The 21,026-nt window shown below is 71.7% G+C and carries 19 protein-coding genes and 1 pseudogene; 8 read left to right on the plus strand and 12 right to left on the minus strand.

The window, feature by feature from the left end:
- The first annotated feature begins 17 nt into the window (after positions 1 to 17).
- On the plus strand, positions 18 to 1,997 hold the full coding sequence (locus AAW14_RS02105; RefSeq protein ID WP_265559149.1) for an ArnT family glycosyltransferase: 1,980 nt from the start codon (positions 18 to 20) through the stop codon (positions 1,995 to 1,997).
- Between the two features lie 111 nt (positions 1,998 to 2,108).
- Here the strand turns inward: AAW14_RS02105 and AAW14_RS02110 are convergent, their stop codons facing one another.
- The 3 genes from AAW14_RS02110 to AAW14_RS02120 all read right to left on the minus strand — a co-directional run bounded on the left by AAW14_RS02110 (position 2,109) and on the right by AAW14_RS02120 (position 6,006).
- Positions 2,109 to 3,356, minus strand: a complete 1,248-nt coding sequence (locus AAW14_RS02110; protein WP_265559151.1) for a hypothetical protein — start codon at positions 3,354 to 3,356, stop codon at positions 2,109 to 2,111.
- 235 nt (positions 3,357 to 3,591) lie between these two features.
- Positions 3,592 to 4,314 (minus strand): DUF4232 domain-containing protein, encoded by a 723-nt coding sequence (locus AAW14_RS02115; protein WP_265559153.1) that lies wholly within the window; start codon positions 4,312 to 4,314, stop codon positions 3,592 to 3,594.
- A 303-nt stretch (positions 4,315 to 4,617) separates the two neighbouring features.
- Positions 4,618 to 6,006, minus strand: coding sequence for a serine/threonine-protein kinase (locus tag AAW14_RS02120; RefSeq protein WP_265559156.1), 1,389 nt, complete (start codon positions 6,004 to 6,006; stop codon positions 4,618 to 4,620).
- 46 nt (positions 6,007 to 6,052) lie between these two features.
- On the opposite strand from AAW14_RS02120, the gene AAW14_RS02125 reads away from it, so the two are divergent.
- The gene (locus AAW14_RS02125; RefSeq protein WP_265559158.1) at positions 6,053 to 6,604 is read left to right on the plus strand and encodes an RNA polymerase sigma factor; all 552 of its coding nucleotides are present in this window, start codon (positions 6,053 to 6,055) and stop codon (positions 6,602 to 6,604) included.
- Positions 6,605 to 6,698: 94 nt separating this feature from the next.
- Here AAW14_RS02125 and AAW14_RS02130 read toward each other — a convergent pair whose 3' ends face one another.
- The 4 genes from AAW14_RS02130 to AAW14_RS02145 all read right to left on the minus strand — a co-directional run bounded on the left by AAW14_RS02130 (position 6,699) and on the right by AAW14_RS02145 (position 10,607).
- On the minus strand, positions 6,699 to 7,667 hold the full coding sequence (locus tag AAW14_RS02130; RefSeq protein ID WP_265559160.1) for an aldo/keto reductase: 969 nt from the start codon (positions 7,665 to 7,667) through the stop codon (positions 6,699 to 6,701).
- Positions 7,668 to 7,866: 199 nt separating this feature from the next.
- The gene (locus AAW14_RS02135; RefSeq protein WP_265559162.1) at positions 7,867 to 8,781 is read right to left on the minus strand and encodes an SDR family oxidoreductase; all 915 of its coding nucleotides are present in this window, start codon (positions 8,779 to 8,781) and stop codon (positions 7,867 to 7,869) included.
- A gap of 108 nt (positions 8,782 to 8,889) precedes the next feature.
- Positions 8,890 to 9,519 (minus strand): MBL fold metallo-hydrolase, encoded by a 630-nt coding sequence (locus AAW14_RS02140; RefSeq protein ID WP_265559165.1) that lies wholly within the window; start codon positions 9,517 to 9,519, stop codon positions 8,890 to 8,892.
- Positions 9,519 to 10,607 carry an S-(hydroxymethyl)mycothiol dehydrogenase gene (locus AAW14_RS02145; RefSeq protein WP_265559167.1) on the minus strand — a complete coding sequence of 363 codons (1,089 nt, stop codon included), beginning with the start codon at positions 10,605 to 10,607 and terminating at the stop codon, positions 9,519 to 9,521. Before AAW14_RS02145 ends, AAW14_RS02140 begins: the two co-directional genes overlap by 1 nt.
- Positions 10,608 to 10,745: 138 nt before the next feature.
- Here AAW14_RS02145 and AAW14_RS02150 point away from each other — a divergent pair.
- Positions 10,746 to 11,087 (plus strand): annotated as a pseudogene (locus AAW14_RS02150) (ATP-binding cassette domain-containing protein); the annotation flags it as partial.
- On the opposite strand, the gene AAW14_RS02155 reads toward AAW14_RS02150, so the two are convergent.
- Positions 11,084 to 11,851, minus strand: coding sequence for a polysaccharide deacetylase family protein (locus AAW14_RS02155; protein WP_265559168.1), 768 nt, complete (start codon positions 11,849 to 11,851; stop codon positions 11,084 to 11,086). The pseudogene AAW14_RS02150 and the gene AAW14_RS02155 overlap by 4 nt on opposite strands.
- Positions 11,848 to 13,248: a glycosyltransferase gene (locus AAW14_RS02160; RefSeq protein ID WP_265559170.1), complete on the minus strand. Its 1,401-nt coding sequence runs from the start codon at positions 13,246 to 13,248 to the stop codon at positions 11,848 to 11,850. The genes AAW14_RS02155 and AAW14_RS02160 overlap by 4 nt, the downstream gene beginning before the upstream one ends.
- Before the next feature lie 143 nt (positions 13,249 to 13,391).
- On the opposite strand from AAW14_RS02160, the gene AAW14_RS02165 reads away from it, so the two are divergent.
- Positions 13,392 to 13,817: a BlaI/MecI/CopY family transcriptional regulator gene (locus AAW14_RS02165; protein WP_265559172.1), complete on the plus strand. Its 426-nt coding sequence runs from the start codon at positions 13,392 to 13,394 to the stop codon at positions 13,815 to 13,817.
- Positions 13,818 to 13,821: 4 nt separating this feature from the next.
- Positions 13,822 to 14,826: a M56 family metallopeptidase gene (locus AAW14_RS02170; protein ID WP_265559174.1), complete on the plus strand. Its 1,005-nt coding sequence runs from the start codon at positions 13,822 to 13,824 to the stop codon at positions 14,824 to 14,826.
- A 160-nt stretch (positions 14,827 to 14,986) separates the two neighbouring features.
- On the opposite strand, the gene lexA is transcribed toward AAW14_RS02170, so the two are convergent.
- The gene (gene lexA / locus AAW14_RS02175) at positions 14,987 to 15,658 is read right to left on the minus strand and encodes a transcriptional repressor LexA (protein ID WP_265559176.1); all 672 of its coding nucleotides are present in this window, start codon (positions 15,656 to 15,658) and stop codon (positions 14,987 to 14,989) included.
- A gap of 348 nt (positions 15,659 to 16,006) precedes the next feature.
- On the opposite strand from lexA, the gene AAW14_RS02180 reads away from it, so the two are divergent.
- The gene (locus AAW14_RS02180) at positions 16,007 to 16,372 is read left to right on the plus strand and encodes a nuclear transport factor 2 family protein (protein ID WP_265559178.1); all 366 of its coding nucleotides are present in this window, start codon (positions 16,007 to 16,009) and stop codon (positions 16,370 to 16,372) included.
- Positions 16,373 to 16,431: 59 nt separating this feature from the next.
- Positions 16,432 to 16,911 (plus strand): hypothetical protein, encoded by a 480-nt coding sequence (locus AAW14_RS02185; RefSeq protein ID WP_265559180.1) that lies wholly within the window; start codon positions 16,432 to 16,434, stop codon positions 16,909 to 16,911.
- Positions 16,912 to 16,951: 40 nt separating this feature from the next.
- On the opposite strand, the gene AAW14_RS02190 is transcribed toward AAW14_RS02185, so the two are convergent.
- Positions 16,952 to 17,611: a TetR/AcrR family transcriptional regulator gene (locus AAW14_RS02190; RefSeq protein ID WP_265559182.1), complete on the minus strand. Its 660-nt coding sequence runs from the start codon at positions 17,609 to 17,611 to the stop codon at positions 16,952 to 16,954.
- Positions 17,612 to 17,800: 189 nt separating this feature from the next.
- Between AAW14_RS02190 and AAW14_RS02195 the strand changes: the two genes are divergently transcribed.
- Positions 17,801 to 19,051, plus strand: coding sequence for a YncE family protein (locus AAW14_RS02195; RefSeq protein WP_265559275.1), 1,251 nt, complete (start codon positions 17,801 to 17,803; stop codon positions 19,049 to 19,051).
- Here AAW14_RS02195 and AAW14_RS02200 read toward each other — a convergent pair.
- Positions 18,966 to 20,918, minus strand: coding sequence for a cellulase family glycosylhydrolase (locus tag AAW14_RS02200; RefSeq protein ID WP_265559185.1), 1,953 nt, complete (start codon positions 20,916 to 20,918; stop codon positions 18,966 to 18,968). The two genes, AAW14_RS02195 and AAW14_RS02200, sit on opposite strands and share 86 nt — an antisense overlap.
- Between the last annotated feature and the right edge of the window lie 108 nt (positions 20,919 to 21,026).

Consider the following 21,026-nt stretch of genomic DNA (forward strand, 5'->3'; position numbering starts at 1 on the left):
AGCCGACTGCACCACCCATGGCGAAGCCGACGGCGGACGTGGCGACCGCGACCACCGTGGCCCGTCCCCGGGACGGGGAACTTCCTCCCGCGTCCAGGCCCCGGACTCCCCGGCCCGCCTACGAGCTCCCGGTACTGCTGAGCATCGCGGCGGTCGGGGCCGTGCTCTGCCTGTGGGGCATCGACCGCAGCGTCTACCACGTGTTCTACGCCAGCGCGGTACGCAGCATGACCGACAACCCGGTCGCGTTCTTCTACGGCTCGTTCGACCCGGGCAACTCCATCACCCTGGACAAACTGCCCGGCTTCATGTGGCCTCAGGCCCTGTCGGCCCTGGTCTTCGGCTTTCACCCGTGGGCGCTGGTGCTGCCCCAGGGGATCGAGATGGTGGGCTGCGTCCTCCTGCTCCATCTGCTGGTGCGCCGCTGGGCCGGAGTCGTGGCGGGACTGCTGTCCGCCGCGTTCCTGGCGCTCACGCCGGTGACGGTGGGGCTCGGCCGGTCGATAGTGGAGGACGCGCCGTTCGTCCTGCTGCTCCTCCTGGCGGCCGAGGCCACCCAACGGGCCGTCGAACGGGCCCGGTTGCGCACGCTGCTGCTGGCCGGTGTCTGGGTGGGGGTGGCGTTCCAGTGCAAGATGCTGGAGGCCTGGGCGGTGCTGCCCGCCCTGGCCGTCACCTATCTGGTGGCGGCTCCCACGACGCTGCGGCGCAGGGCCTGGCACGTCGCCGTGGCCGGCGCGGTGAGCCTGGCGGTGTCGGTGTCCTGGATCGCCGTCGCGACGCTGACCCCCGCGCAGTCCCGCCCCTACATCGACGGCACCACGGACAACTCGGCCTACAGCATGGTCGTGGGCTACAACTTCCTCACCCGGTTCCACTCGGTCGGCGCCGACGCGGGCGGTACGGGCAGTGTCGTCAGCGGCCAGGCCGCGCATCACGCTGCCGGTGCGAGCCGCCCCGCCATGGGCGACAGCGTGCTCAAGATGTTCAGCCCGGGCCTGGCCACGCAGACGGGGTGGCTCTACCCGCTGGCTGCGCTCGGACTGGTGTGGGGCCTCGGGGTGGCGTGGCGCCGACGCGCCGCCCGCACCGACCGGACGCTCGCCGGGTACCTGATGTGGGGCGTGTGGCTTGCCACCTTCTTCGCCGCGTTCAGCTTCGGCAGCGTCACCGGTCACACGTACTACATGGGTGTCGTCGCCGTGGCTCTGTCGGCGCTGAGCGGCGCGGGGCTGGTCAGGGCCTGGCGGGCGTGCCGGGACGGTGGCCGCCGTGCCTGGGTGCTGCCGGCGGTGACCGTCGCGAACGTCGCGTGGAGCGTGCTGCTGACACTGTCCTACCCGCACTTCCTCGGCTGGCAGGCCTACGCCGCGATCGCCCTGTGCGTCGTTTCCCTGGCGCTCCTCGTGGTCGCCCGGCCCCGGGCCGCCCGTCGGCCGCGGATCCTGGTGGCGGGCCTGGCCGTCGGTCTCGCCTCCCTGCTCCTCGTACCGACCGTGTGGTCGGCGTCGGCGCTGGCCCCGCGCTACAACCAAGCCGGCGGTATGGGAAGGGTCGGCCCCAGCAGCCGCCCCGGCGGCGGCGGACCCTCCCGGCTCACACCGGAGCGCCGTCGGTTCCTCGCCTATCTCACGGCCCACCGGGACGGGGCCAAGTACCTTGCCGCGGTCCCAGGTTGGAGCGACGCCTCGGCCTACGTCCTCGACGCCAACGCGTCCATGCTCCCCATGGGCGGCTTCACCGGTCAGGTTCCGTTCCCGACGGTCGACGGGCTCCGGCAGCTGATCGACTCCGGTGAGCTGCGGTACGTCGCGCTCAAGCACCCGCGGCCGGCCGGTTCGCACCGCCCGGCCACGCCTCCCATGCCGTCGGTCGCGCGCTGGGTCAGGTCGCACTGCACGGCCGTCCCGCCGGACGCGTACGGTCCCGGTCGTCACCTGCCGCTGCTCTACCGGTGCTCCCCTGGTGCGGGAGCGTCGTCGGGCCACTCACATTGACCGTGGTCGTACCCGCCTCGAACGTCTCCGGCAGCTATCAGGGCACCGTCACACATTCCTCTTGGCGTGAGGCGGCCGGCCCCGCACGATTCCACCCGGACTCCGGGGCGGTCAGGCCGCGGTCCCCGTCGGCGACGCGGGGGTGCCCAGGAACTCCGCCCAGCCGCCGAGCGGCGACTGTCCGGGGGCGAGGGTGCGCAACTTCCGCAGGACCGCCGGGTCCTGGGCCTCGAGCCACTCCACCAGCTGGCGGAAGGACACCATGCGTACCTCGTCATGGCCCGCGATCCGTTCGATCGCGTCCTCCACCGCGTCCATGTAGATGCCCCCGTTCCAGCGCTCGAAGTGGTTGCCCACGAAGAAGGGCGCGCGGTTGGTCTCGTAGGCGCGCCGGAAGCCGGCCAGATAGGTGTCGCGAGCCTGGGCGCGCCAGGCGTCGTACCGGGAGCGGTCGCCGAGGGGGTTTCCGCCGGACTGGTTGAACATCATGTTGTAGTCCATCGACAGGACTTGGAAGGAGTGGCCGGAGAACGGTATGGACTGCAGCGGAAAGTCCCAGATCCGGCCGCCCTGCACCTTGCCGGGCCAGATCTGCAGACCGCCGGGCGAGCTGGCGTCGTACTTCCAGCCGAGGTCGGCAGCGGTGGGCAGCAGACTGGACTGGCCCTCCAGGCACGGGGTACGCCCGCCGATCAGTTCCTTGCGGTAGTCGAAGGGCAGCGGGTCGAGGTCGGTGAAGCCGGTGTTGGTCTTCCACTCGGTGACGAAGCGGACGGCCTGTTCGATCTCGCTGCGCCACTCGGCGGGCGACCAGCGGCGCACTCCGTCGCTGCCGCAGAAGTGCCCGTTGAAGTGGGTGCCTATCTCGTGGCCCTCCAGCCAGGCGGCACGCACCTGCTGAAGCGTGGCGTGGATGTGCCGGTCGGCGAGGTAGCCGATCGCGGAGGCGCCGACCGGGTGCTGCGGCGGACGGTAGAGGTGCTTCTTGGACTCGGGCAGCGTGTAGATGCCGCTCAGGAAGAAGGTCATCGACGCGCCGTGCCGGGCTGCGGCCTCGCGGAAGCGCGAGAAGAGCTGGTTGCTGAGTTCGCCCGCGCCGTCCCAGGAGAACACCACGAACTGCGGGGGCCGCTGACCGGGCTTCAGCCGCTCCGGCTTCGGCTGCTTGGGCTGGGCGCCGGTGTCGGCGGTGGAGCCGTCGCCGATCGGCTTCAGCGTCCGGGCCTGTGCCGTGCCCCGGCCGTCCGAGGGGCTGGCGCCGCCAAGGGACAAGCCGCCGCTGGAGCAGGCGGACAGCGCGCCCAGGGCGCCCGTCGTCGCCCCCGCCGTCAGCACACGCCTGCGTGAGATGCCGTTCATGTTCGTCCCCGTTTCCTCGTCGTGCGGCTCCGCCGGAGCCTTCGTGCGGTGTCGGACGACGGGTTCGATGGGCCGGGGCGACGGAAAGATCGGGGCGCCGGGGACGTGTTGCCGTCCTGTGACAAAAGCCGGGGACGCATGGCGAACCCCGCTGCCCTGGAGCGGACGGCGGGGTTCGTGTGAGCCGGGTTCGTGTGAGCGGGCTACTCGGCGGCGGGATGGGCGGCGGCGGGCGTCAGACGCCGGTGCCCGCCCTGAAGACCGACAGGAACACGGAGGACGCATTGCCCGAGACGGGCACCGCGCCGCCCGACCACGTCACCGTCAGGGAGGCCTTCTCATCCGGCGGCGTGATCAGAATCGCCGTGGGCGTGGCCGCCGTGGCGCCGCTGACCTGGGGGTTGGAGAAGGTCAGGCCTGCCCAGGCGCTCCTGCCGGGTGCGAGGGTGATCCTCGTGGCGCCGTCGGAACTGCGCTTGGGGTCCGGTCCCAGCTGCTTGCCCGAGGCGTCCACGAACGCGGCGCCCGGGTAGCCGTCGATCGTGCATGTGCGTCCGGAGCGGTTGGTCAGCACCAGGGGGAAGTTCTCCTGGCCGGCGCCCGGGTTGTTGGCGCCGACGGACGCGCGCAGTTCCGAGGTGTGGCAGCGGGTGCCCGTGGTGCCGCTCCCGGCCGCGGACGACGTGCCACGGGAGCCGCCCGATGCGGCGGGAGCGGCGGAAGAGTTGCCGCCCGTGCCCTTCGCGGTGCCGCTCGCCGCCGAGTTGTCACCGGAGACGGGCTGGGCCGTACCGGGCAGCTTCTGAGGCGCACCGGTCGTGCCGTGGTCGTTGCCGCACGCGGTGAGCAGGCTCAGCGCGGCGACCGCGCCCAGCACCGACGCCATGCGTCGTGCCGTCAGGAAGGGCGCCGTGCCGTCGGGGTCCGGGCCCGGTGTGCCGCGCCGGAAGGTCACCATGTCCATGCTCCTCGAAACTCACCGCCCGCTCAGGGCGCGTGTGAACGGTGCCGTGTGCGCCGTCATCCCTGTTCGATGCGCGGGAGTGCGCAAAAGTTCGCGCGCATCTCGCACTTCCCGGTTCGCGTGCATTGGCCCGCTTCCAGTCTGCGCATATCTCCCCGTTTTCCGTTCATGTGCATCTCCTGGTCTTCCGTTCGGGTGCACCTCTCCGCTTCCGTGCGGGGACGCGCCCGGTTGACGGCGGTGGCGCGCCGGGCCTCTTGCGGCGAGGGCGCGCCCCCCGCCGTTCCGTGCCGGGTGTCAGCCGGTCACCCGCACCGAGTCCAGGACCCGGTCGGTCGCGTCGCTGCCGTCGCCGGCCTGCCGTATCTGGATGTACACCTGGGGCTCGCCGGCGCCGCCGGCCGGGCTGAGGGCGGCCTCCTCGACCGAGCCCTCGCCGCCCGCGCAGTCGTTCCAGGTGCGTATCGGCCCGTGCCATGCGGAGCCGCGGTAGTCGCGGCTGCCCCGGTAGTGACAGCCGGGGTGCTCCAGCGCACCCACCTTCGCGGTGAGGTCACCGTGCTCGCTCAGACCGATGAACGCGCCGTTCACCCCGGTGCCGAGGTCCTGCCAGCGCGCGAGGTCGCCGGCGACGACGAGGGCCGGTTCATTCCCTGCGGACAGGCCCAGCGCCTTCGGGTTCCAGCCCGCGTCACGCAGCTGACGGCCCCAGGACGCGGGCACGGCGGCCTCGATCCGTCCGGTGGCGTCCTGGACCTTGACGTCCGCCGCCGCGGCGGGCTGCCGCAGCATCAGCGTGGCGGTGACCGCGGTGGCACCCGCGACGGCCACGGCGGCCACCGCGAGGACCACGACCCCCGAACGGCGGCGGGACCTCCCGGGCGCCGTCGCGCAGAACTCCCCCGCGAGCCGGTCGAGTTCCCCGGCGAAGGCCTCCGCGGTCGGCCAGCGCCGGTCGCGGTCGGGCTCCATGGCCCGCAGCAGTGCCCGCTGGACCCCGGACGGCAGACCGGGGCGCAGCCGGTCGGGGCGCTGGACCCTGCCGGGCGGGGCGGGGACCGTGCCGGTGACGAGGTGATAGCCGAGGGCGCCCAGGCTGTAGACGTCCGCGCGCGCGTCGATGCCACTGCCGGGTTCGGTCTGCTCGGGCGGTGCGTACCCGGCGGAGCCCGCGGCCATGGTCAGTCCGGAGGCCTGGGCCAGGCTCTTGGCCAGGCCCAGGTCCGCGAGCAGCAGCCGGGTGGAGCCGTCGGGCGCGGTCCGCATGAGGACGTTGGACGGCTTGATGTCCCGGTGCACGATCCCGGCGTCATGCAGCGCTGCCGCGGCGCGTGCGGCGGCGGCGGTCAGTCGCATGGCCTCGGCGACGGGGAGCGGGCCGCCGGTGAGCCGGTCGGCGAGGGTACCGTCGTCGGCGTACTCCATGACGAAGTAGGGCCTGCCGTCGGGGAGTTCACCGATGTCGTAGACCTGGACGACCCGGCTGGAGCCGGCCCGGCGCAGCAGACGGGCCTCGGACAGGAAACGCTCCCGGATGTCCAGCCGGTCGGCCCAGTTCTCGGCGAGCACCTTCACCGCCACGGGCGCCTCGAGCACGTCGTCGTGGGCGAGCCAGACAACACCGAAGGCGCCGCCGCCCAGGCGTCGATCCAGGCGGTAGCGGTCGATGCGCTCCAGGGACTGCATGTGACTATCATGCCTGGTCTCGGATCGACATCGAGGGGAGCACCCAGTGGTGGATGCCGCGGACACCGAGGAACTCGCTCGGCGCGCGGCGGCGGGTGACGGGGCGGCTCTGGACGCGCTGCTCCAGCACATCCGGCCGGAGGTGTTGCGGCGCTGCGGACGGTTCCTGCCGTGCCGTGAGGACGCCGAGGAGGCCGCGCAGGACGTGCTGTTGCAGGTGGCGCGGCGGATCACCACGTTCCAGGGCCGCAGTCGGTTCAGCACCTGGCTGTACACGGTGGTCGCCAACTGTGCCCGGCAGAAGTACCGGGAGCTGAAGCGGCGGGCTGCCGAGCAGCCGGCGACCATCGACGCGGCGCAGTATGTGGATCCGCGCACGACCAGCGTGATCGCCGGGTCCCGCGTCGATCTGCTGGAGGCCCTGGAGCGGCTGGAGCGCGAACATCCGCACCTGGTGGCGCCGTTGGTCTACCGGGACATCTGCCAGCTGGAGTACACGGAGGCCGCCGAGCGCGTCGGCGTCCCGCTGGGCACGTTGAAGTCCCGTCTGCACGAGGCACGCAAGCAGGTCAGGCCGTGGCTGACCGGCGGCGTGTGAGGCAGCGGGGGATCACCTGCCGAGGGGCGGTACGCGCGTCCCGTACCGCCCCGGCGCGCGTCCCGTACCGCCCCGGCCGCGATGTGACGGTTCGTCAGTGGCCGCGGATGGCGTGCGGTTTGTACGGCTCCTCGAGCGCCTGGGCCTCCTTGTCGCTGAGCGCGACGTCAAGTGCCCCGACCGCGTCGTCGATGTGGTGCGCTTTGGTGACGCCGACGATGGGTGCGGCCACGGTGCTCTGCCGCAGCAGCCAGGCGAGGGCGACCTGGGCGCGTGGGACGCCCCGCTGCGCGGCGACGGCGGCCAGCGCCTCGACCACGGCCCGGTCGCCCTCCTGGTAGAGCCCCTTGCCGTACTCGTCGGTGCGGCTGCGCTCGGTGGTGTCGTCCCAGTCCCGGGTCAGACGCCCGCGGGCGAGCGGGCTCCAGGGCAGGACGCCGACGCCCTGGTCCGCGCAGAGCGGCAGCATCTCGCGTTCCTCCTCGCGGTAGAGGAGGTTGTAGTGGTTCTGCATCGAGACGAACCGCGTCCAGCCGTGCAGCCGGGCCGTGTACTGGGCCTTGGAGAACTGCCAGGCGTACATGGAACTCGCCCCGATGTAGCGGGCCTTGCCCGCCTTGACCACGTCGTGCAGGGCCTCCATCGTCTCCTCGATCGGGGTGAGGGGGTCCCAGCGGTGGATCTGGTAGAGGTCGACGTAGTCGGTGCCGAGGCGGCGCAGGCTGTGGTCGATCTCCGTCATGATCGCCTTGCGGGACAGGCCGCCGCCGTTGGGCCCCGGCCGCATCCTGCCGTGCACCTTCGTCGCCAGCACGATGTCGTCGCGGCGGGCGTGTTCGGCGAGCGCCCGGCCGACGATCTCCTCGCTCGTACCGTCCGAATAGACGTTCGCCGTGTCGAAGAAGGTGATGCCGGCGTCGAGTGCGCGGCGGATCAGGGGGAGGGACGCCTCCTCGTCGAGGCTCCACGGTGAACGGCCGCGCTCCGGGATGCCGAAGCTCATGCAGCCCAGGCAGATCCGGGACACGTCGAGACCCGTCGAACCGAGCTTCACGTATTCCATGCGACTCCTGCTTTCCCTCGTGGTGGAGCCGGGCACCGTAACCGCGCGGGCACGGCCCCTCACGGCCCGCGCTGCGGCACCGGCGCCCCCGGCGACGTGTTCCCTTCCCACCCTGGCTGCCGTGAAGCCCGGACGCCACGGCTCCGGCGGCCCGCACCGCGCCTCGGCCCCGCGCCCGCGCCGTTGCGCTTGCCCCGGTTCAGCGGTACCCCGTCGCGTCCGCCGGTTTGCCCGCGTCCTGTACCTCGACGACATAGCGCCAGGCGTCGGGGCGGCTGCCGTCGAGGTCGGTGAATCCGTAGGCCTGGGCGAGCTGACCGCTGGAGAGCGACGCGCCGTTCCAGCGGGAGACGGCGGGGTCGGCGGCGAGCGCGGCGACGGCCCGGCCGACGTAGTACGGGGTCTCGGAGATGCAGAAGTGCGGTTCGCGCTCCAGGGCGTCCCGCCAGTTCTCCTCGGTCACCCCGTACAGGTCGAGCATCAGCTCCGAGCGCAGCCAGCCGGGGGTGAGGGCGACCGCGGTGGCGCCGCGCGGCCCCAGCTCGTGGCCGAGGGCGAACGCCATGCGCAGCACGGCCGCCTTGGCGAGGTCGTAGAAGAAGGAGACCCGGTAGGTGTCGCGGTTGTACTCGGCCGTCCCGTCGGTCATCTCGACGACCAGACCGCCCGGACGGCGCAGCAGCAGGGGCAGCGCGCAGTGGCTGGTGATCGCGTGTGTGTCGATGGCGAGCCGCAGCAGGTGCAGGCCTTTGCCGAGGTCGTGCTCCCAGACCGGGCTGTCCCACTCGAAGAGCTTCTCGGCGCCCCAGATGTCGTTGACGAGGATGTCCAGACGCCCCTGTTCGTCCGCGATGCGGTCGACGAGGGCCCGCACCTGGGAGGGGACCAGGTGGTCGGTGGGTACGGCGATGCCGTACCCACCCGCCGCCGTCACCGACTCGGCGGTGTCCTCGACGGTCTCCGGCCGGTCGTACTCGGAGCGCCGCTGCCGCGTGCTGCGCCCCGTGACATAGACCGTGGCCCCGACCGCGCCCAGTTCCACGGCGATCGCCCGTCCCGCGCTCCGGGTCGCCCCCGCGACCAGTGCGACCCTGCGCTCCAGCAGCCCCGACATGTCCGACCTCCGCGCTCGCAGTACCCGTAGAACCGTCTGCGGGGAGCATGTCGTGGAAGCCGGACATCTTCTGTCGCCTTTTAGGCGGCCCTCCGGCGTGTCGTCCGGTCAGTGGCCGCGTGCGATCCACTCGTCGAGGTGGGGCGCCTCGGCACCGATGGTCGTCGTCTCGCCGTGCCCCGTGCGGACCACCGTCCCGGCCGGGAGGGTCAGCAGCCGGTCACGGATCGATTCGATGATCGTCGGGAAGTGCGAGTACGAACGTCCGGTGGCGCCGGGGCCACCCTTGAACAAGGTGTCGCCGGTGAACACCGTGCCGAGGCCCGCGTCGTAGAGGCAGACCGCGCCGTGTGCGTGGCCCGGGGTGTGCAGGACGGTCAGATCGATGCCGGCCGTCTCGATCACCTGACCGTCGTCCAGCCAGTGGTCGGGGAGACGGTCGGGATGGGTCAGCTTCCACAGCGGCAGGTCGTCGAGGTGGAGCCAGATCGCCGCACCGGTCCGCTCGGCGAGGGCGGGCGCGGCGCCGATGTGGTCGTTGTGGGCGTGCGTGCACAGGATGGCGCGCAGCCGCCTGTCGCCGACGGCGTCGGCGATCGCGCCGGCGTCGTGGGCGGCATCGATGACGACGGCCTCGTGGTCGTCGCCGACGATCCACACGTTGTTGTCGACCTCCCAGGTGCCGCCGTCGAGGCAGAAGGTGCCGGAGGTGACCAGGTGGTCGATGCGCGCGGTCATCACAGCACCACCACCGAGCGCAGCACGTCGCCGTGGTGCATCCGCTCGAAGGCCTTCTCGACCTCGTCGAGGGCGATGGTCTCGGTGACGAACTTCTCCAGGGGCAGCTGGCCCTGCAGGTGCAGGTCGACGAGCATCGGGAAGTCCCGGGAGGGCAGGCAGTCCCCGTACCAGGACGACTTGAGGGCACCGCCGCGCCCGAAGACGTCCAGGAGCGGCAGCTCCAGCTTCATCTCGGGAGTGGGGACGCCGACCAGGACGACGGTCCCGGCCAGGTCACGGGCGTAGAAGGCCTGCCGGTACGTCTCCGGGCGGCCGACCGCCTCGATGACGACGTCGGCGCCGAAGCCTCCGGTCAGCTCGCGGATCGCCTCGACGGGGTCCCTGGTGCTGGAGTCGACCGTGTGGGTGGCGCCCAGCTCCCTGGCGGTGGTGAGCCTGCGGTCGTCGATGTCCACCGCGATGATCTTCGCCGCGCCCGCCAGATACGACCCGGCGATCGCCGCGTCACCGACGCCGCCGCAGCCGATGACGGCGACCGAGTCGCCCCGGCCGACTTTCCCGGTGTTGATGGCCGCGCCGAGGCCCGCCATCCAACCGCAGCCGAGCAGGCCCGCCACGGCCGGGGAGACGGTCGGGTCGACCTTGGTGCACTGCCCGGCCGCGACGAGCGTCTTCTCCGCGAAGGCCCCGATGCCGAGGGCCGGGGAGAGCTCCTGGCCGGTGGCGGCGAGCGTCATCTTCTGCCGGGCGTTGTGCGTGTCGAAGCAGTACCAGGGGCGGCCGCGCAGACAGGCGCGACACCGGCCGCACACCGCCCGCCAGTTGATGATCACGAAGTCGCCGGGGGCGACGTCGTCGACGCCCTCGCCGACCGACTCGACGATCCCGGCCGCCTCGTGGCCGAGCAGGAACGGGAAGTCGTCACTGATGCCTCCCTGCTTGTAATGCAGGTCGGTCTGGCAGACGCCGCAGGCCTGGATGTTCACCACAGCCTCACCGGGACCCGGATCCGGTACGACGATCGTCTCGACCCGAACCGGCTCGTCCTTGCCAGGGGCGATCACGCCGCGTACTTCCTGCGCCATGGTGCTGATGCCTTCCGCCGGCGGTGCGGACGCCTGAGGCGCCCGGTGCGAGCCCGTGCGGCCCGTACCCATGATCCTTGCGCGGCGGACACGTCTTCTGCACGTATTCCGCGCGGCGGACGTGACATCGACCGGACGTTCGGGCCGCGCGGAAAGCTGTCCGGCGGCGAACGCCAGCGTGTCGCGATCGCCCGCGCGTTGCTGCGCCGCCCGCGCCTGCTGCTGCTCGACGAGGCGACCTCGCAGCTCGACGCGGTCAACGAGGCGGCGCTGCGGGACACGGTGGCGGATGTCGCCCGGTCGACGACGGTTCTGGTGGTCGCGCACCGGCTGTCCACCGTGACGGCGGCCGACCGGATCGTGGTCATGGACGCGGGCCGCGTGCGCGCGGTCGGCACACACCGCGAGCTGGTCGCCGCGGATCCGCTCTACGCCGAGCTGGCCGCGACCCAGTTCCTCGCCACGGCCGACCGAACCTAACGTCCCCCGTCGTCCCGCACCACGCGTCGGACGGTCGTACGAGCCCAGCCGTGGTCGCGCAACGGGCCGACGGCGTAACCCCGTTCCGCGCAGGTGTCCAGGATCCGGGGCAGGGCGCCCAGGGCCGAGCGCCAGGCCCCCGGGGCGGAGGTGCAGTCCGAGTCGTGGAGCAGGATCGTACCGCCGCCGTCGAGGTCGGCCGTGACGGTGCGGTGGACGGACTCCGGCGTCGCGCGTGCGGTCCAGTCCTCGCCCCAGCAGGTCCACAGCACCGGGGTGAGGCCGAGACGGCGTGCGGCCAGATGGGCGGAGGTGGACATGACGCCGTAGGGAGGCCGGAAGAGCAGGGGCTGCCGTCCGGTGATGGCGGCGACGGTGTCACGGGCGCGGGCGAAGTCGTCGTACGTGGCACGCGGACCGCGCAGGAGCAGCGGGCGGTGCAGCCAGCCGTGGATGCCGATCTCATGGCCCGCCCCCTCGATCTCGCGGACCAGGCCCGGAGAGCGGCGTGCCTCGCTGCCGAGCAGGAAGAACGTGGCGTGCACCCCGCGGTCGGCGAGCAGCCGCAGGAACAGCGGGGTGGACAGGGGGTCGGGTCCGTCGTCGAAGGTGAGGGCGACATGGCCGGCGCGGCCCCGGCCCGAGAGACGGGGCATGACGCGGTTGCGCAGCGGCCCGAAGGTGGAGACGACGGGTGCGGCGTGAACGGCCAGCGCGGGCAGCGCGGTCCGGGCGGCCGTACGGAGCAGACGTGCGGTGGTCACGAGTGGTGGCCCTCCGGTCGGGGGCCGTGGCCGGGAGCGGCGTCGTCCAGGTCCAGGCCGTGGCCTATGGCATGCATCAGATTAGAGCCGTTGTACGCCGTTTCGATCCCCGTCCCCACGGCGCAGGCCCACAGGGTGCACGCCGTGGCGGCCGTGACGGCGAGTCGCCGATGGGCCCGGCGGAAGTGCCGACCCGCGCGAGGGGTGGGCGGACCCGCCGACGGGTGCGAAAGTCCCGAACGCTGGACCCGCGCTATCTCCGCCGCCGGGCCGCTTGCCGGGTCGGCGAAAAGGGCGAGGCCGCCCTCGCGTTGCCGCAAGCCGCGAGGGCCCTCGATGAGCTCGCAGAGCACGGCCTTGAGGTCGGCCGGGTCACGGATCCAAGCGGCCACTCCCGCCTCGTCCAGTGCGGCGGCGTTGGTCAGCCCATGGCCGGGTATGCAGCGGTAGCTGGCGACGGGCAGGCCCGCGGCGAACGCCTCCAGTGAGGTGAGACCACCCGCGTTCTGGACGAGGACGTCCGCGGCGTGCATCAGGCCGGGCATGTCGTCGACCCAGCCGAAGGAGTGCTCGATGCCGTCCGCGCGCAGCTGCTCGGCCAGGGCCTTGTTGCGGCCGCAGACGACGACCGGAACGGCCGCACCGCAGTCGCGGAGTTCCAGGGCCACCTGCCGGACCGGGCCGACGCCCCAGGAACCGGCGACCAGCAGCGCGAGCGGGGCCCGCTCCGGCAGCCCGAACCGCGCCCGCGCCCGGCCTCGCTCCGCCGCGTCGCAGGGGCGGAACCGGGGGTCGGCCACCGGTCCGCACACCCGTACGTCCTGCGCCCCGACGGCCCGCGCCTGGGCGGCGGGCACGGCGTGGGCCGCGAGATGGACGTCCACGCCCTCCGCCACCCACAGCGGATGCACCGAGAAGTCGGTCAGATAGGTGAGGACCGGGACGGTCAGCCGGCCGGCGAGGCGCAGGTTGCCCAGCACGCGGCTGGCGCCCGGGTAGGTGGAGACGACCGCGCCGGTCCCCGTGGGCAGGGCGCGCAGCACCCGGTCCTCGGCGGCGCGCAGCAGCGCCCGCGCCGCCGGGCCACCGCCTCCGGCACGCTCGGTGCTGGAGTAGATCCGCTGATAGGCCCAGGGGGCCCGGACGAGCATCCGGTGGTAGCTCTCCTTGACGGCACGGCCGAGCCGGGCGGGCAGCAGGTCCAGCAGGTCGTACCGGTCGACCACGAGTCCGTCCGCGACGAGGCGCCGGGCCAGCTCGGCGGCGGCACCGTCATGACCGGCACCGACACTCGCGGAGACGATCACGACCCGGCCCGAGGGCGTCGTCGCCGTTCGGGTGCTCGGGACGGCGCCCGCCGGCGCGGACCCGGAAACCGTACTTCCGACGTGGTGCATGGGCTTCTTCCTCCGCATGAGTGGAGCGGCGGAACTCTACAACATGTAGTAGTTCGTGTTTCAAAGCCCGGAGCATACTTCCTACATCCAGTAGTACCTCGCCGGGTAGTCTGTGAGGCCGAACAGCGAAGGGAAGATGAACGGTGCACCACCGGAAGACCGTCGACCCCGGCGGAGCATCCGGCCGACGGGCGCGCGGCGAACTGGAGAGCGGTGTACTGGCCGCGCTCTGGGCGGCCCACGGGCCGCTGACCGCACGTCAGGTCCGGGAACTGCTGCCGGGGAACCTGGCCTATACGACCGTCCTGACGATCCTGTCCAGGCTCTACGACAAGGGCATGCTGGTCCGGCACCGTGAGGGCCGCGGATACGCCTACGAGCCGGCCCGGGACGAGGCGTCCCACACCGCCGAACGGATGCACACGCTGCTGGAGCGAGGCTCCGACCGCGAGGCGGTACTGACCCGCTTCGTCTCCGAACTGTCCGAGGAGGACGAGCAGTTGCTGCAGCGGTTGCTGTCCGGGCACGACGCCCGCGACGGCGCCGAGCGCTTCGACGAGAGGCCCTGAGCCGGTGCTGATCAGCGTCTACGTTCCGTTCCTTGTCACCGCGGCCCTCACGCTGCTCGCGCCGAGGCCCGCCCGCCGGCTGGCCCCGGGCCCGGCCGCCTGGGCCCTGGCCTGCGCCGCGCTGGTGACGGCGGCCGGGTGGATGGGGTCGCTGGCCCTGCTGGCGTTCACCGGATTCGCCCAGATCCCCCAGGTCGCCGCGGAGGGCCGCTGGTCGGTGTCGGCGCTGCGCGCCGAGGACCCGGTGTACCTGGTCGTCGCGGTGGTCAGCGCCCTCGCCCTGGCCGCGGGAGTGCTCTCGCTGGGTGTCGCCGCCCTACGGCAGGCCCGCCAGGTCCTGTGGGCCCGGCGGGAGTGCGCCCGGCTGCCCGGCGACACCGAGCTGGCCGTGCTCGACGACGACGCGCCGCAGGCTTTCGCCCTGCCGGGCGGACCCGGGCGGATCGTGGTGTCGCGGGGCATGCTGCGCTGCCTGACGGACGGCGAGCGCGAGGCCCTGCTGGCGCACGAACGGGCTCATCTGCGCGGCAGGCACTATCTGTTCCGGACGGTCTGGCGGCTGACGGCGGCCGTGAATCCGCTGCTGCGGCCACTGGCCGACGCGGGCTGCTTCGTTCTGGAGCGCTGGGCCGACGAGGAGGCCGCGGCGCGGATCGGCAGCCGCACGGTCGTGGCCCGCGCGGTCGGCCGGGCCGCCCTGGCGTCCGCCGCCGACACGTCCCGGTCCGCCGCCCTGGCGGCGACCGGCGGGGCGGTCCCCCAGCGCGTCCGGGCCCTGCTCGATCCGCCTCCCCCCAACCGGACCCTGCCGTTCGTCGCGGGAGCCCTGCTGCTGACCCTGTGCTGCACGAGCCTGGCCAACGCCGCGTCCGACAGCGAGCAGATGGTCGAGAGCGCACGGCGGGCGGAGTGCGTGGCGCGGGCCGGGGCCGTGGTCACACTGCAGGCCGGACAACCGATGAAGGGGCCCGCCCTCTGCCGCGCCCACCACAAGCACCACGAGGACTAGCGCCGCCACGGCTAGCCGCACGGCGGACCACCTCACCGGGTCCAAGAAGACGGGCTACCTGACAGTGACGGCGCTGTAGGCCGTTTCCTTCGTTTCTTCGGAATCCCGGCGGCCGCCGACGCGCGCCCCGATCGAAGTCGTCGAGCGGCGCCAGAGACGATCAGAGCACGCGGAGGACTCCCACGACCTTGCCGAGGATCTTCACCTGGTCGCCGGGGATGGGCTCGTACGCCCGGTTGCGGGGCATCAGCCATACCTGCCCGTCCTGTCGGCGCAGCTGTTTGACGGTGGCCTCGTCCTCGAGCAGGGCAGCGACTATGTCGCCGTGGTCGGCACTGTCCTGGCGCCGGACGGTCACGATGTCGCCGTCACAGATCGCCGCCTCGATCATGCTGTCACCCGACACGGTCAGGGCGAACATCTCGCCCTCGCCGACCAGTTGGCGCGGCAGGGCGTAGACGTCCTCGACCATTTCCTCCGCGAGCAGGGGTGCGCCGGCGGCGATCCGTCCCAGGAGTGGAACGTCCACCGCGGCGGTCGCGTTGCCCGCCAGGTCGGGAGCCCAGGTGGAACGCACGCGGTAGGCGCGCGGCCGGTGCGGATCTCGGTACAGGACCCCCTTGCGCTCCAGCGTCATCAGCTGGTGTGCGACCGAGGAGGTGCTCGCGAGGTTCACGGCCTGGCCGATCTCCCGCATCGACGGCGGATAGCCCTGCCGCTGGACCGTGTCGGTGATGAACCGGACGATGTCCTGCTGGCGGCTGGTCAGCTCGCCCTCGACGGGCCGGACGCCCGGCGGCCGCCCTCGGCGTACCGGCGCGCTGTTCTCCATCCCGGGCACCTCCGTACAAGATCTCGCAGAGTGCGACCTTAACCCGCCGGCCCTGATAAATGGAACGCTCTTCCGATCACCCTGAGCGATTGCGACCGTCACGCCCACGCGCAGCGAGGCGGACCCTTCTCCGTTCTTGTTCGCCAGTTCTTGTTCGCCCGGTGAAATGCCATTCGCTGAATTCACCAATCCAGCGCGGGGCCCCAGCGGTCACGGGCCCGGGGCCTCGCCCACTCTGGAGGCGCACAGACCCGTTGCGTTTGCCGGGGCCCCTGAGGCGGGGGAGGCTCGTAGGAGAGGCTTTCGCGGCCCACCGCTCGCCGGGCCGCGGCCTCGAAGGAGGTCACCATGGGCACCGCGGCAGGCACCGCCTTCGACACAGAAGCCCTGCGCCGAGGCATCGAGGGAGAGAACCCTCAGACTCTGCTGTCGCTCTACACCGACGACGCGGAGATACGCATCATCGACCGCAACACCCAGCCCAGTCACCCCAAGGTTCTGCACGGCCGGGACGAGATCGGCGAGATGCTCAGCGACGTGTACAACCGGGACATGACCCACCATCTGGATCAGTGTGTCGTCCAGGGCGACCAGGTCGCCTTCTCAGAGTCCTGCGAGTACGCCGACGGCGTCCGGGTGCTCGCCAACTCTATGGTGTCGTTGCGCAACGGCAAGATCGCCGATCAGATCCTCATCCAGGCATGGGACGAGTAGGAGGGCGACGGCCGTGAGGGTCCAGGTCAACTCGCGGCTCTCCTGGACCTTCTCGGCGCGTGCGTCACTGGGTCCCCGGCACCGGACTCGGCTGCCCCGACCGGTCTGCGCAGCAGGTCTGCGAGTGTCCGCCGCCCTTCTGGGGCCGGTACTGCGAGCGGCGCGCGCCCGCCCGTACCCGCCGCCTCGGCGTGCCGCTCGAAGGCGTCCTGCCCGGCATCGGTGAGCCGCACCCGGCGCCGGGCATCACCTGCGCCGATCGGCCCGGCACGGTGGGTGCGCGGTACGTCACCGTCCGCTCCCCGGGACACCGGGGGCGTGGTTTCGCGGGCTGCTGTGGACCGCCACCTGCACCGCCCCGAGAGGACCTCGCGGTGACGGACCGGCCGGTGAACGCGAGCGCGCCGATCAGCGAGATCGAGGACCAACTGCCGCTCCGGGCCGCGCTCTTCGAGAGCCGTGCCGCTGCGGCGGAGTGCGCCCTCGCCGCGGCGCTCGCCGCGGCGGCCGTCCTGTCGGCCGTTGCGGCGGGCCGGTAGCGCTCCACGAGCGCCCGGCCCACAGCTGGAACGGTTCCTCTCAGGCGTCCGGCAGCCAACCCGCCGGGCGCAGTATGCCCAGCAACTGCCGGACCAGTTCGTCCACGACCTCGTCGAGGGTCGCCTGCACCCAGCCGGCCCTCCAGTCGTGCAGCAGGCCGTTGACGCTGCCGATGAACGCCGTTGCCGCGATGCGGTAGTCGCGCGGTGCCGCCTCGCCCCGCGCGACGGCTTCGGCGGCCTCCGCACAGATGAAGTCGATCCACCGGGAACGGCGTTCGAGGCGCTGCTCCTCCAGCCGCGGGCTGACGCCGATGATCTCGACGAAGGTGATGCGGATGCGGCGCGGATCGGAGGTGACGTTCGCCGCGTACGCCCGGAAGACCGCGGTGGCGCGTTCGGCGATCGCCAGGTCGCGGACCTCCGCGAGGGCGGCGGAGGCCGCCTCTTCCGCCCAGTCGTTGACCTGGAGGTGGAGGGCGGCCAGAACGTCCTCCAGCGTGTGGAACTCCTCGTAGAACTGACGGGTCGACAGGCCCGCCGTCTCGCTCAGGGCGGCGACAGTGGTGGACCGGTAGCCGGGGCTGTCGCCGAAGAGCTGGAGCGCGGCGTCCAGGAACCGCCGCCGCCGTTCGGCCTGCCGCTCCTCGGCCGACTTGCCGCCGTACCGGCCCGTCGGCTGCCTGAGCCTGCCCGCCACGCGCGCTCCCCTCGTCCCTCGATGGTTCGTTCGCCTCTCGGTCAATTTTGTCGCGCACGGAGTCTTGTGGAGAAGGCGGCCCCTTCCTTACTTTCCAGTAAGTCCACTCTGAACGCAGGCGTATTCAGACTCCGAGCCGCCCTGACCACGCACCCTCTTGTCATGCCCCCACCAGAGATGGGACCTCTCATGCCTGTCCTCGGCCCCCGCCACCTCCTCTGCGTCGCCGCCGCCCTCGTCCTGACCGCGGGCGGCACGGCGTCGGCAGCCTCCGCACCGGACTCCTCCGCCGGGCTGCGGGAGGTGATGTTCGTGGGCAACAACTGGGACGGGACCGCAGATGTCATCAAATCCACGGGCGACTTCGCCAGGATCGGCCGTGTCAATGTGATCCCGGACAAGGCGGAGCGGATTGCGGAGATCAACGCCGATCCGATCAAGTGGATCTACTACACGTCGATCCGCAACCAGGTCGGCGAGGGCCATGACCAGTACGTCGACGACATGTACTCCAGGCCGGACGGCAGGTCGATGGTCGTCTCCCGCCCGAGCTTCGCCGACGTCGTCTCCATCGACCTGGCGACCGACAGGATCAACTGGCGTTTCCCGGTCGCCGGCTACCGCGCCGACCACATGGCGGTCTCCCCCGACGGTACCCGGGTCGCGGTCTCGGCCTCGACCGCCGACAAGGTGCAGGTACTGGACATCAACACCGGGAAGGAACTCGGGGAGTTCGGCACCGGCGACAAACCGCACGAGAACTTCTTCACCGACGGCGGCAAGTACATCTGGAACATGTCCATCGGCGAGGTCACCACCTCGCTCGACGATCCGGCGTGGGACTGGACGAAGGGCGACCGCCACATCACCGTCGTCGACGCGACCACCTTCAAGCAGGTCAGGACCATCGACATGCGGAGCCGCCTGGACGCGATCGGCCTGAAGGACTTCTCCAGCGCGGTCCGGCCCGCCGCATTCACCCCTGACTGGTCCAAACTGTACTTCCAGGTGTCGTTCTTCAACGGCTTTCTCGAGTACGACGTCGCAGCCGACAGGATCACCCGGGTGAAGAGACTGCCGGAGAACCCGGCGACCAACCCGGACCGCACCACATGGCTCCTCGACTCGCGCCACCACGGCATCTCCATGAATCCCGAGGGCACCAGGCTCTGTGTCGCCGGGACGATGGACAACTATGCGACCGTCGTCGACCGGGCCTCCTTCCAGGAAGGCGCGTTGATCACGGCGTCGACGCCCTACTGGGCGACCGTGAGCGGTGACGGCAAGGACTGCATCATCTCCGAAGCGGGGGCAGACAAGATCACCGCGATCGACTTCGCCACCGGCGACAAGGTCACCAGCGTGGACGTCGGCGACCACCCGCAGCGGGTACGCCTGGCGCACGTCCTTGCAGACTGGGCGGGGCCTTCTGCTGGCTGAACTCCCGCGCCACCCATGCCGACAGCTCCGTCCGCGCCGCAGCCAGCAGGGACGCGGACGGGGCCGTCGCCCCGTTGGTGACCAGGGCGTAGTGCACCGCATTCGGGCCGGGGGCGGTGAGCAGCAGCCGTTTGCCGCCCGTACCGCCCGGTTCGTCCGCCACGGCGATCGGGGCCGCCCTCGTGTACACGGGCGGGCCCGCCACGGTGCCGAGGTCCGAGACCACCGTGGTGGAGGAGGCCGGGAAGGAGGCCGGCAGATGCAGCTCCGTGGGCACCGAGGAGCCGTTCGAGCGCCAGACCAGAACGCCGTACTGCCCAGCCCCCACCAACTGCGCCACGTTCGGCAGCGAGCTCGGAACCGGGTTCCATGTCAGCGTCGTCGAGCCGTCCCGGGAGCGGTCCTCGTAGGTGAAGGCGACCGACGTCCCGGCGGTGGCGCTCGGGTAGAGCCGGTCCAGCAGCCGGGCGTCCTGCCGCAGCGCCGGGACGCCCGAGTCGTCGAGCGCCACCGCCGAGAGGTCCTCGCCGTTCCAGGCGTCCCCGGAGGTGAGGACCTTGCCGGGATTGCCGTTCATGAGTTCGTGGTGGCGGCCGTTGTAGAGGTCCCACTGCCACTGCGTGCCGGACAGGACCGGCCCTGAGTCCGCCGGCGCGGACCACCAACTCGAGCCCGGCAGCCGGGAGTCGAGCGCCTGGTACATCGCCTTGACCACGGTGGGGGCCTTGTCGGAGACCGAGCCGGTCAGCGGATGGCCGAACTCGCTGACGATCGCGGCCGTGCCCAGCGCCGCGGCCCGGTCGCGCACGGCCTGGAAGTCCCTCACGTACTGCCCGTCGCCCGCCTTTCCCCACATGAGGATGCCCGAGATGGCCTTCTGGTCGTAGAAGTGTGCGTTGAAGACGTAGCGCGGGCCGAGCGTCCCCGCGTCGAGGAGTCCTCCCTCCTGTTTCTGGAAGGGGATATTGGCGTTCCAGAAGAGGTTCGGCTCGGCGAAGGCGGACTTGTCCTGCCAGCCTGCCGCGTCCATGCGCGCGCGGACCTTTTCGTAGAACGGCCGGAGCACGTTCTGCTCCCAGGTGCGGCTCGTCTCGCCGGGGTCGTAGGTGCCTGCGTAGGGCTCGTTGAACGGGTCGAGGCCGATGACGCCCGCGAACTGGTCTGCGGTCAGATGCTGCTCGAGGTACGCCATGGTCTTCCCGGCGGTGGCGAGGAAGGCGTCCTGCACACCGTACGCGTTGTGCCAGAAGTCGTACGACGCCTTCGTCACCGCCTGGTTCTGGGTGATGTTCTGGCCCCAGAAGAAGCAGATCCCGCAGGATTCGGCGGGGTAGTCACCGGCCTCCACCACCCACTCGGGGGCGCCGTCGCCGGTGTACCAGCTGCCCTGGCCGAAGAGGTAGCGGGAGTGGAGGTCCTGGTGGAAGTCGGCAAGGACGCGGATGCCGGCGTCGAGGAACGCGCGCATCTGGCCGGTGACCGCGGCGAGGTACGCCGTGTCGACCTGTCCGCGCACGGGCTCGGCGTGGGCCCAGGAGAGCAGGAAGCGAACCGTGTTGCCGCCGCCCAGGGTGCGCAGGGCCGTCGCGGACTTCCTGGCGTCGGCGACAGAGGCGAAGGGCAGTCCGCCGTTCTCCTCCAGCTTGGTCTCTCCGGAGACGTTGTAGCCGCGCAGCACGACCTCGCGGCCGAGTCCGTCGGTGAAACGGCCGCCCCGGACGGTGAGGGAGGCGGACGCCTGGGCGTCGAACCACAGGGAGCCGACAGGAGCAGCGGCGACCGCGGGCCGGGCGCCCGGCGCCGCGAAGAGGCCGGTGAGCGAGACAAGAACGCCGAGCAGACGCACGCGTATCTTTGCCATGCCCATTACAATCAGGCCGATTTACGAACGGCGTCAACACCCCTGCGCCGCCAGGGCGCGGCGACGGGGAACGCGATTTCGGCTGCCGTACGGTTGCCGGAGGGCTTCCGTGGT

It is taken from the genome of Streptomyces hygroscopicus (genome assembly GCF_026168105.1).
In the GTDB taxonomy this organism is placed as follows: domain Bacteria; phylum Actinomycetota; class Actinomycetes; order Streptomycetales; family Streptomycetaceae; genus Streptomyces; species Streptomyces hygroscopicus_D.

Coding starts and splice junctions, on each gene's coding strand:
- AAW14_RS02120 (WP_265559156.1), bottom strand. CDS start 6,006: ATGCAGTCCCTGGAGCGCATCGACCGCTACCGCCTGGATCGACGCCTG.
- AAW14_RS02135 (WP_265559162.1), bottom strand. CDS start 8,781: ATGTCGGGGCTGCTGGAGCGCAGGGTCGCACTGGTCGCGGGGGCGACC.
- AAW14_RS02200 (WP_265559185.1), bottom strand. CDS start 20,918: ATGGGCATGGCAAAGATACGCGTGCGTCTGCTCGGCGTTCTTGTCTCG.
- lexA (WP_265559176.1), bottom strand. CDS start 15,658: ATGGAGAACAGCGCGCCGGTACGCCGAGGGCGGCCGCCGGGCGTCCGG.
- AAW14_RS02195 (WP_265559275.1), top strand. CDS start 17,801: ATGCCTGTCCTCGGCCCCCGCCACCTCCTCTGCGTCGCCGCCGCCCTC.
- AAW14_RS02130 (WP_265559160.1), bottom strand. CDS start 7,667: ATGGAATACGTGAAGCTCGGTTCGACGGGTCTCGACGTGTCCCGGATC.
- AAW14_RS02110 (WP_265559151.1), bottom strand. CDS start 3,356: ATGAACGGCATCTCACGCAGGCGTGTGCTGACGGCGGGGGCGACGACG.
- AAW14_RS02105 (WP_265559149.1), top strand. CDS start 18: ATGGCGAAGCCGACGGCGGACGTGGCGACCGCGACCACCGTGGCCCGT.
- AAW14_RS02180 (WP_265559178.1), top strand. CDS start 16,007: ATGGGCACCGCGGCAGGCACCGCCTTCGACACAGAAGCCCTGCGCCGA.
- AAW14_RS02115 (WP_265559153.1), bottom strand. CDS start 4,314: ATGGTGACCTTCCGGCGCGGCACACCGGGCCCGGACCCCGACGGCACG.
- AAW14_RS02160 (WP_265559170.1), bottom strand. CDS start 13,248: ATGCACCACGTCGGAAGTACGGTTTCCGGGTCCGCGCCGGCGGGCGCC.
- AAW14_RS02145 (WP_265559167.1), bottom strand. CDS start 10,607: ATGGCGCAGGAAGTACGCGGCGTGATCGCCCCTGGCAAGGACGAGCCG.
- AAW14_RS02140 (WP_265559165.1), bottom strand. CDS start 9,519: ATGACCGCGCGCATCGACCACCTGGTCACCTCCGGCACCTTCTGCCTC.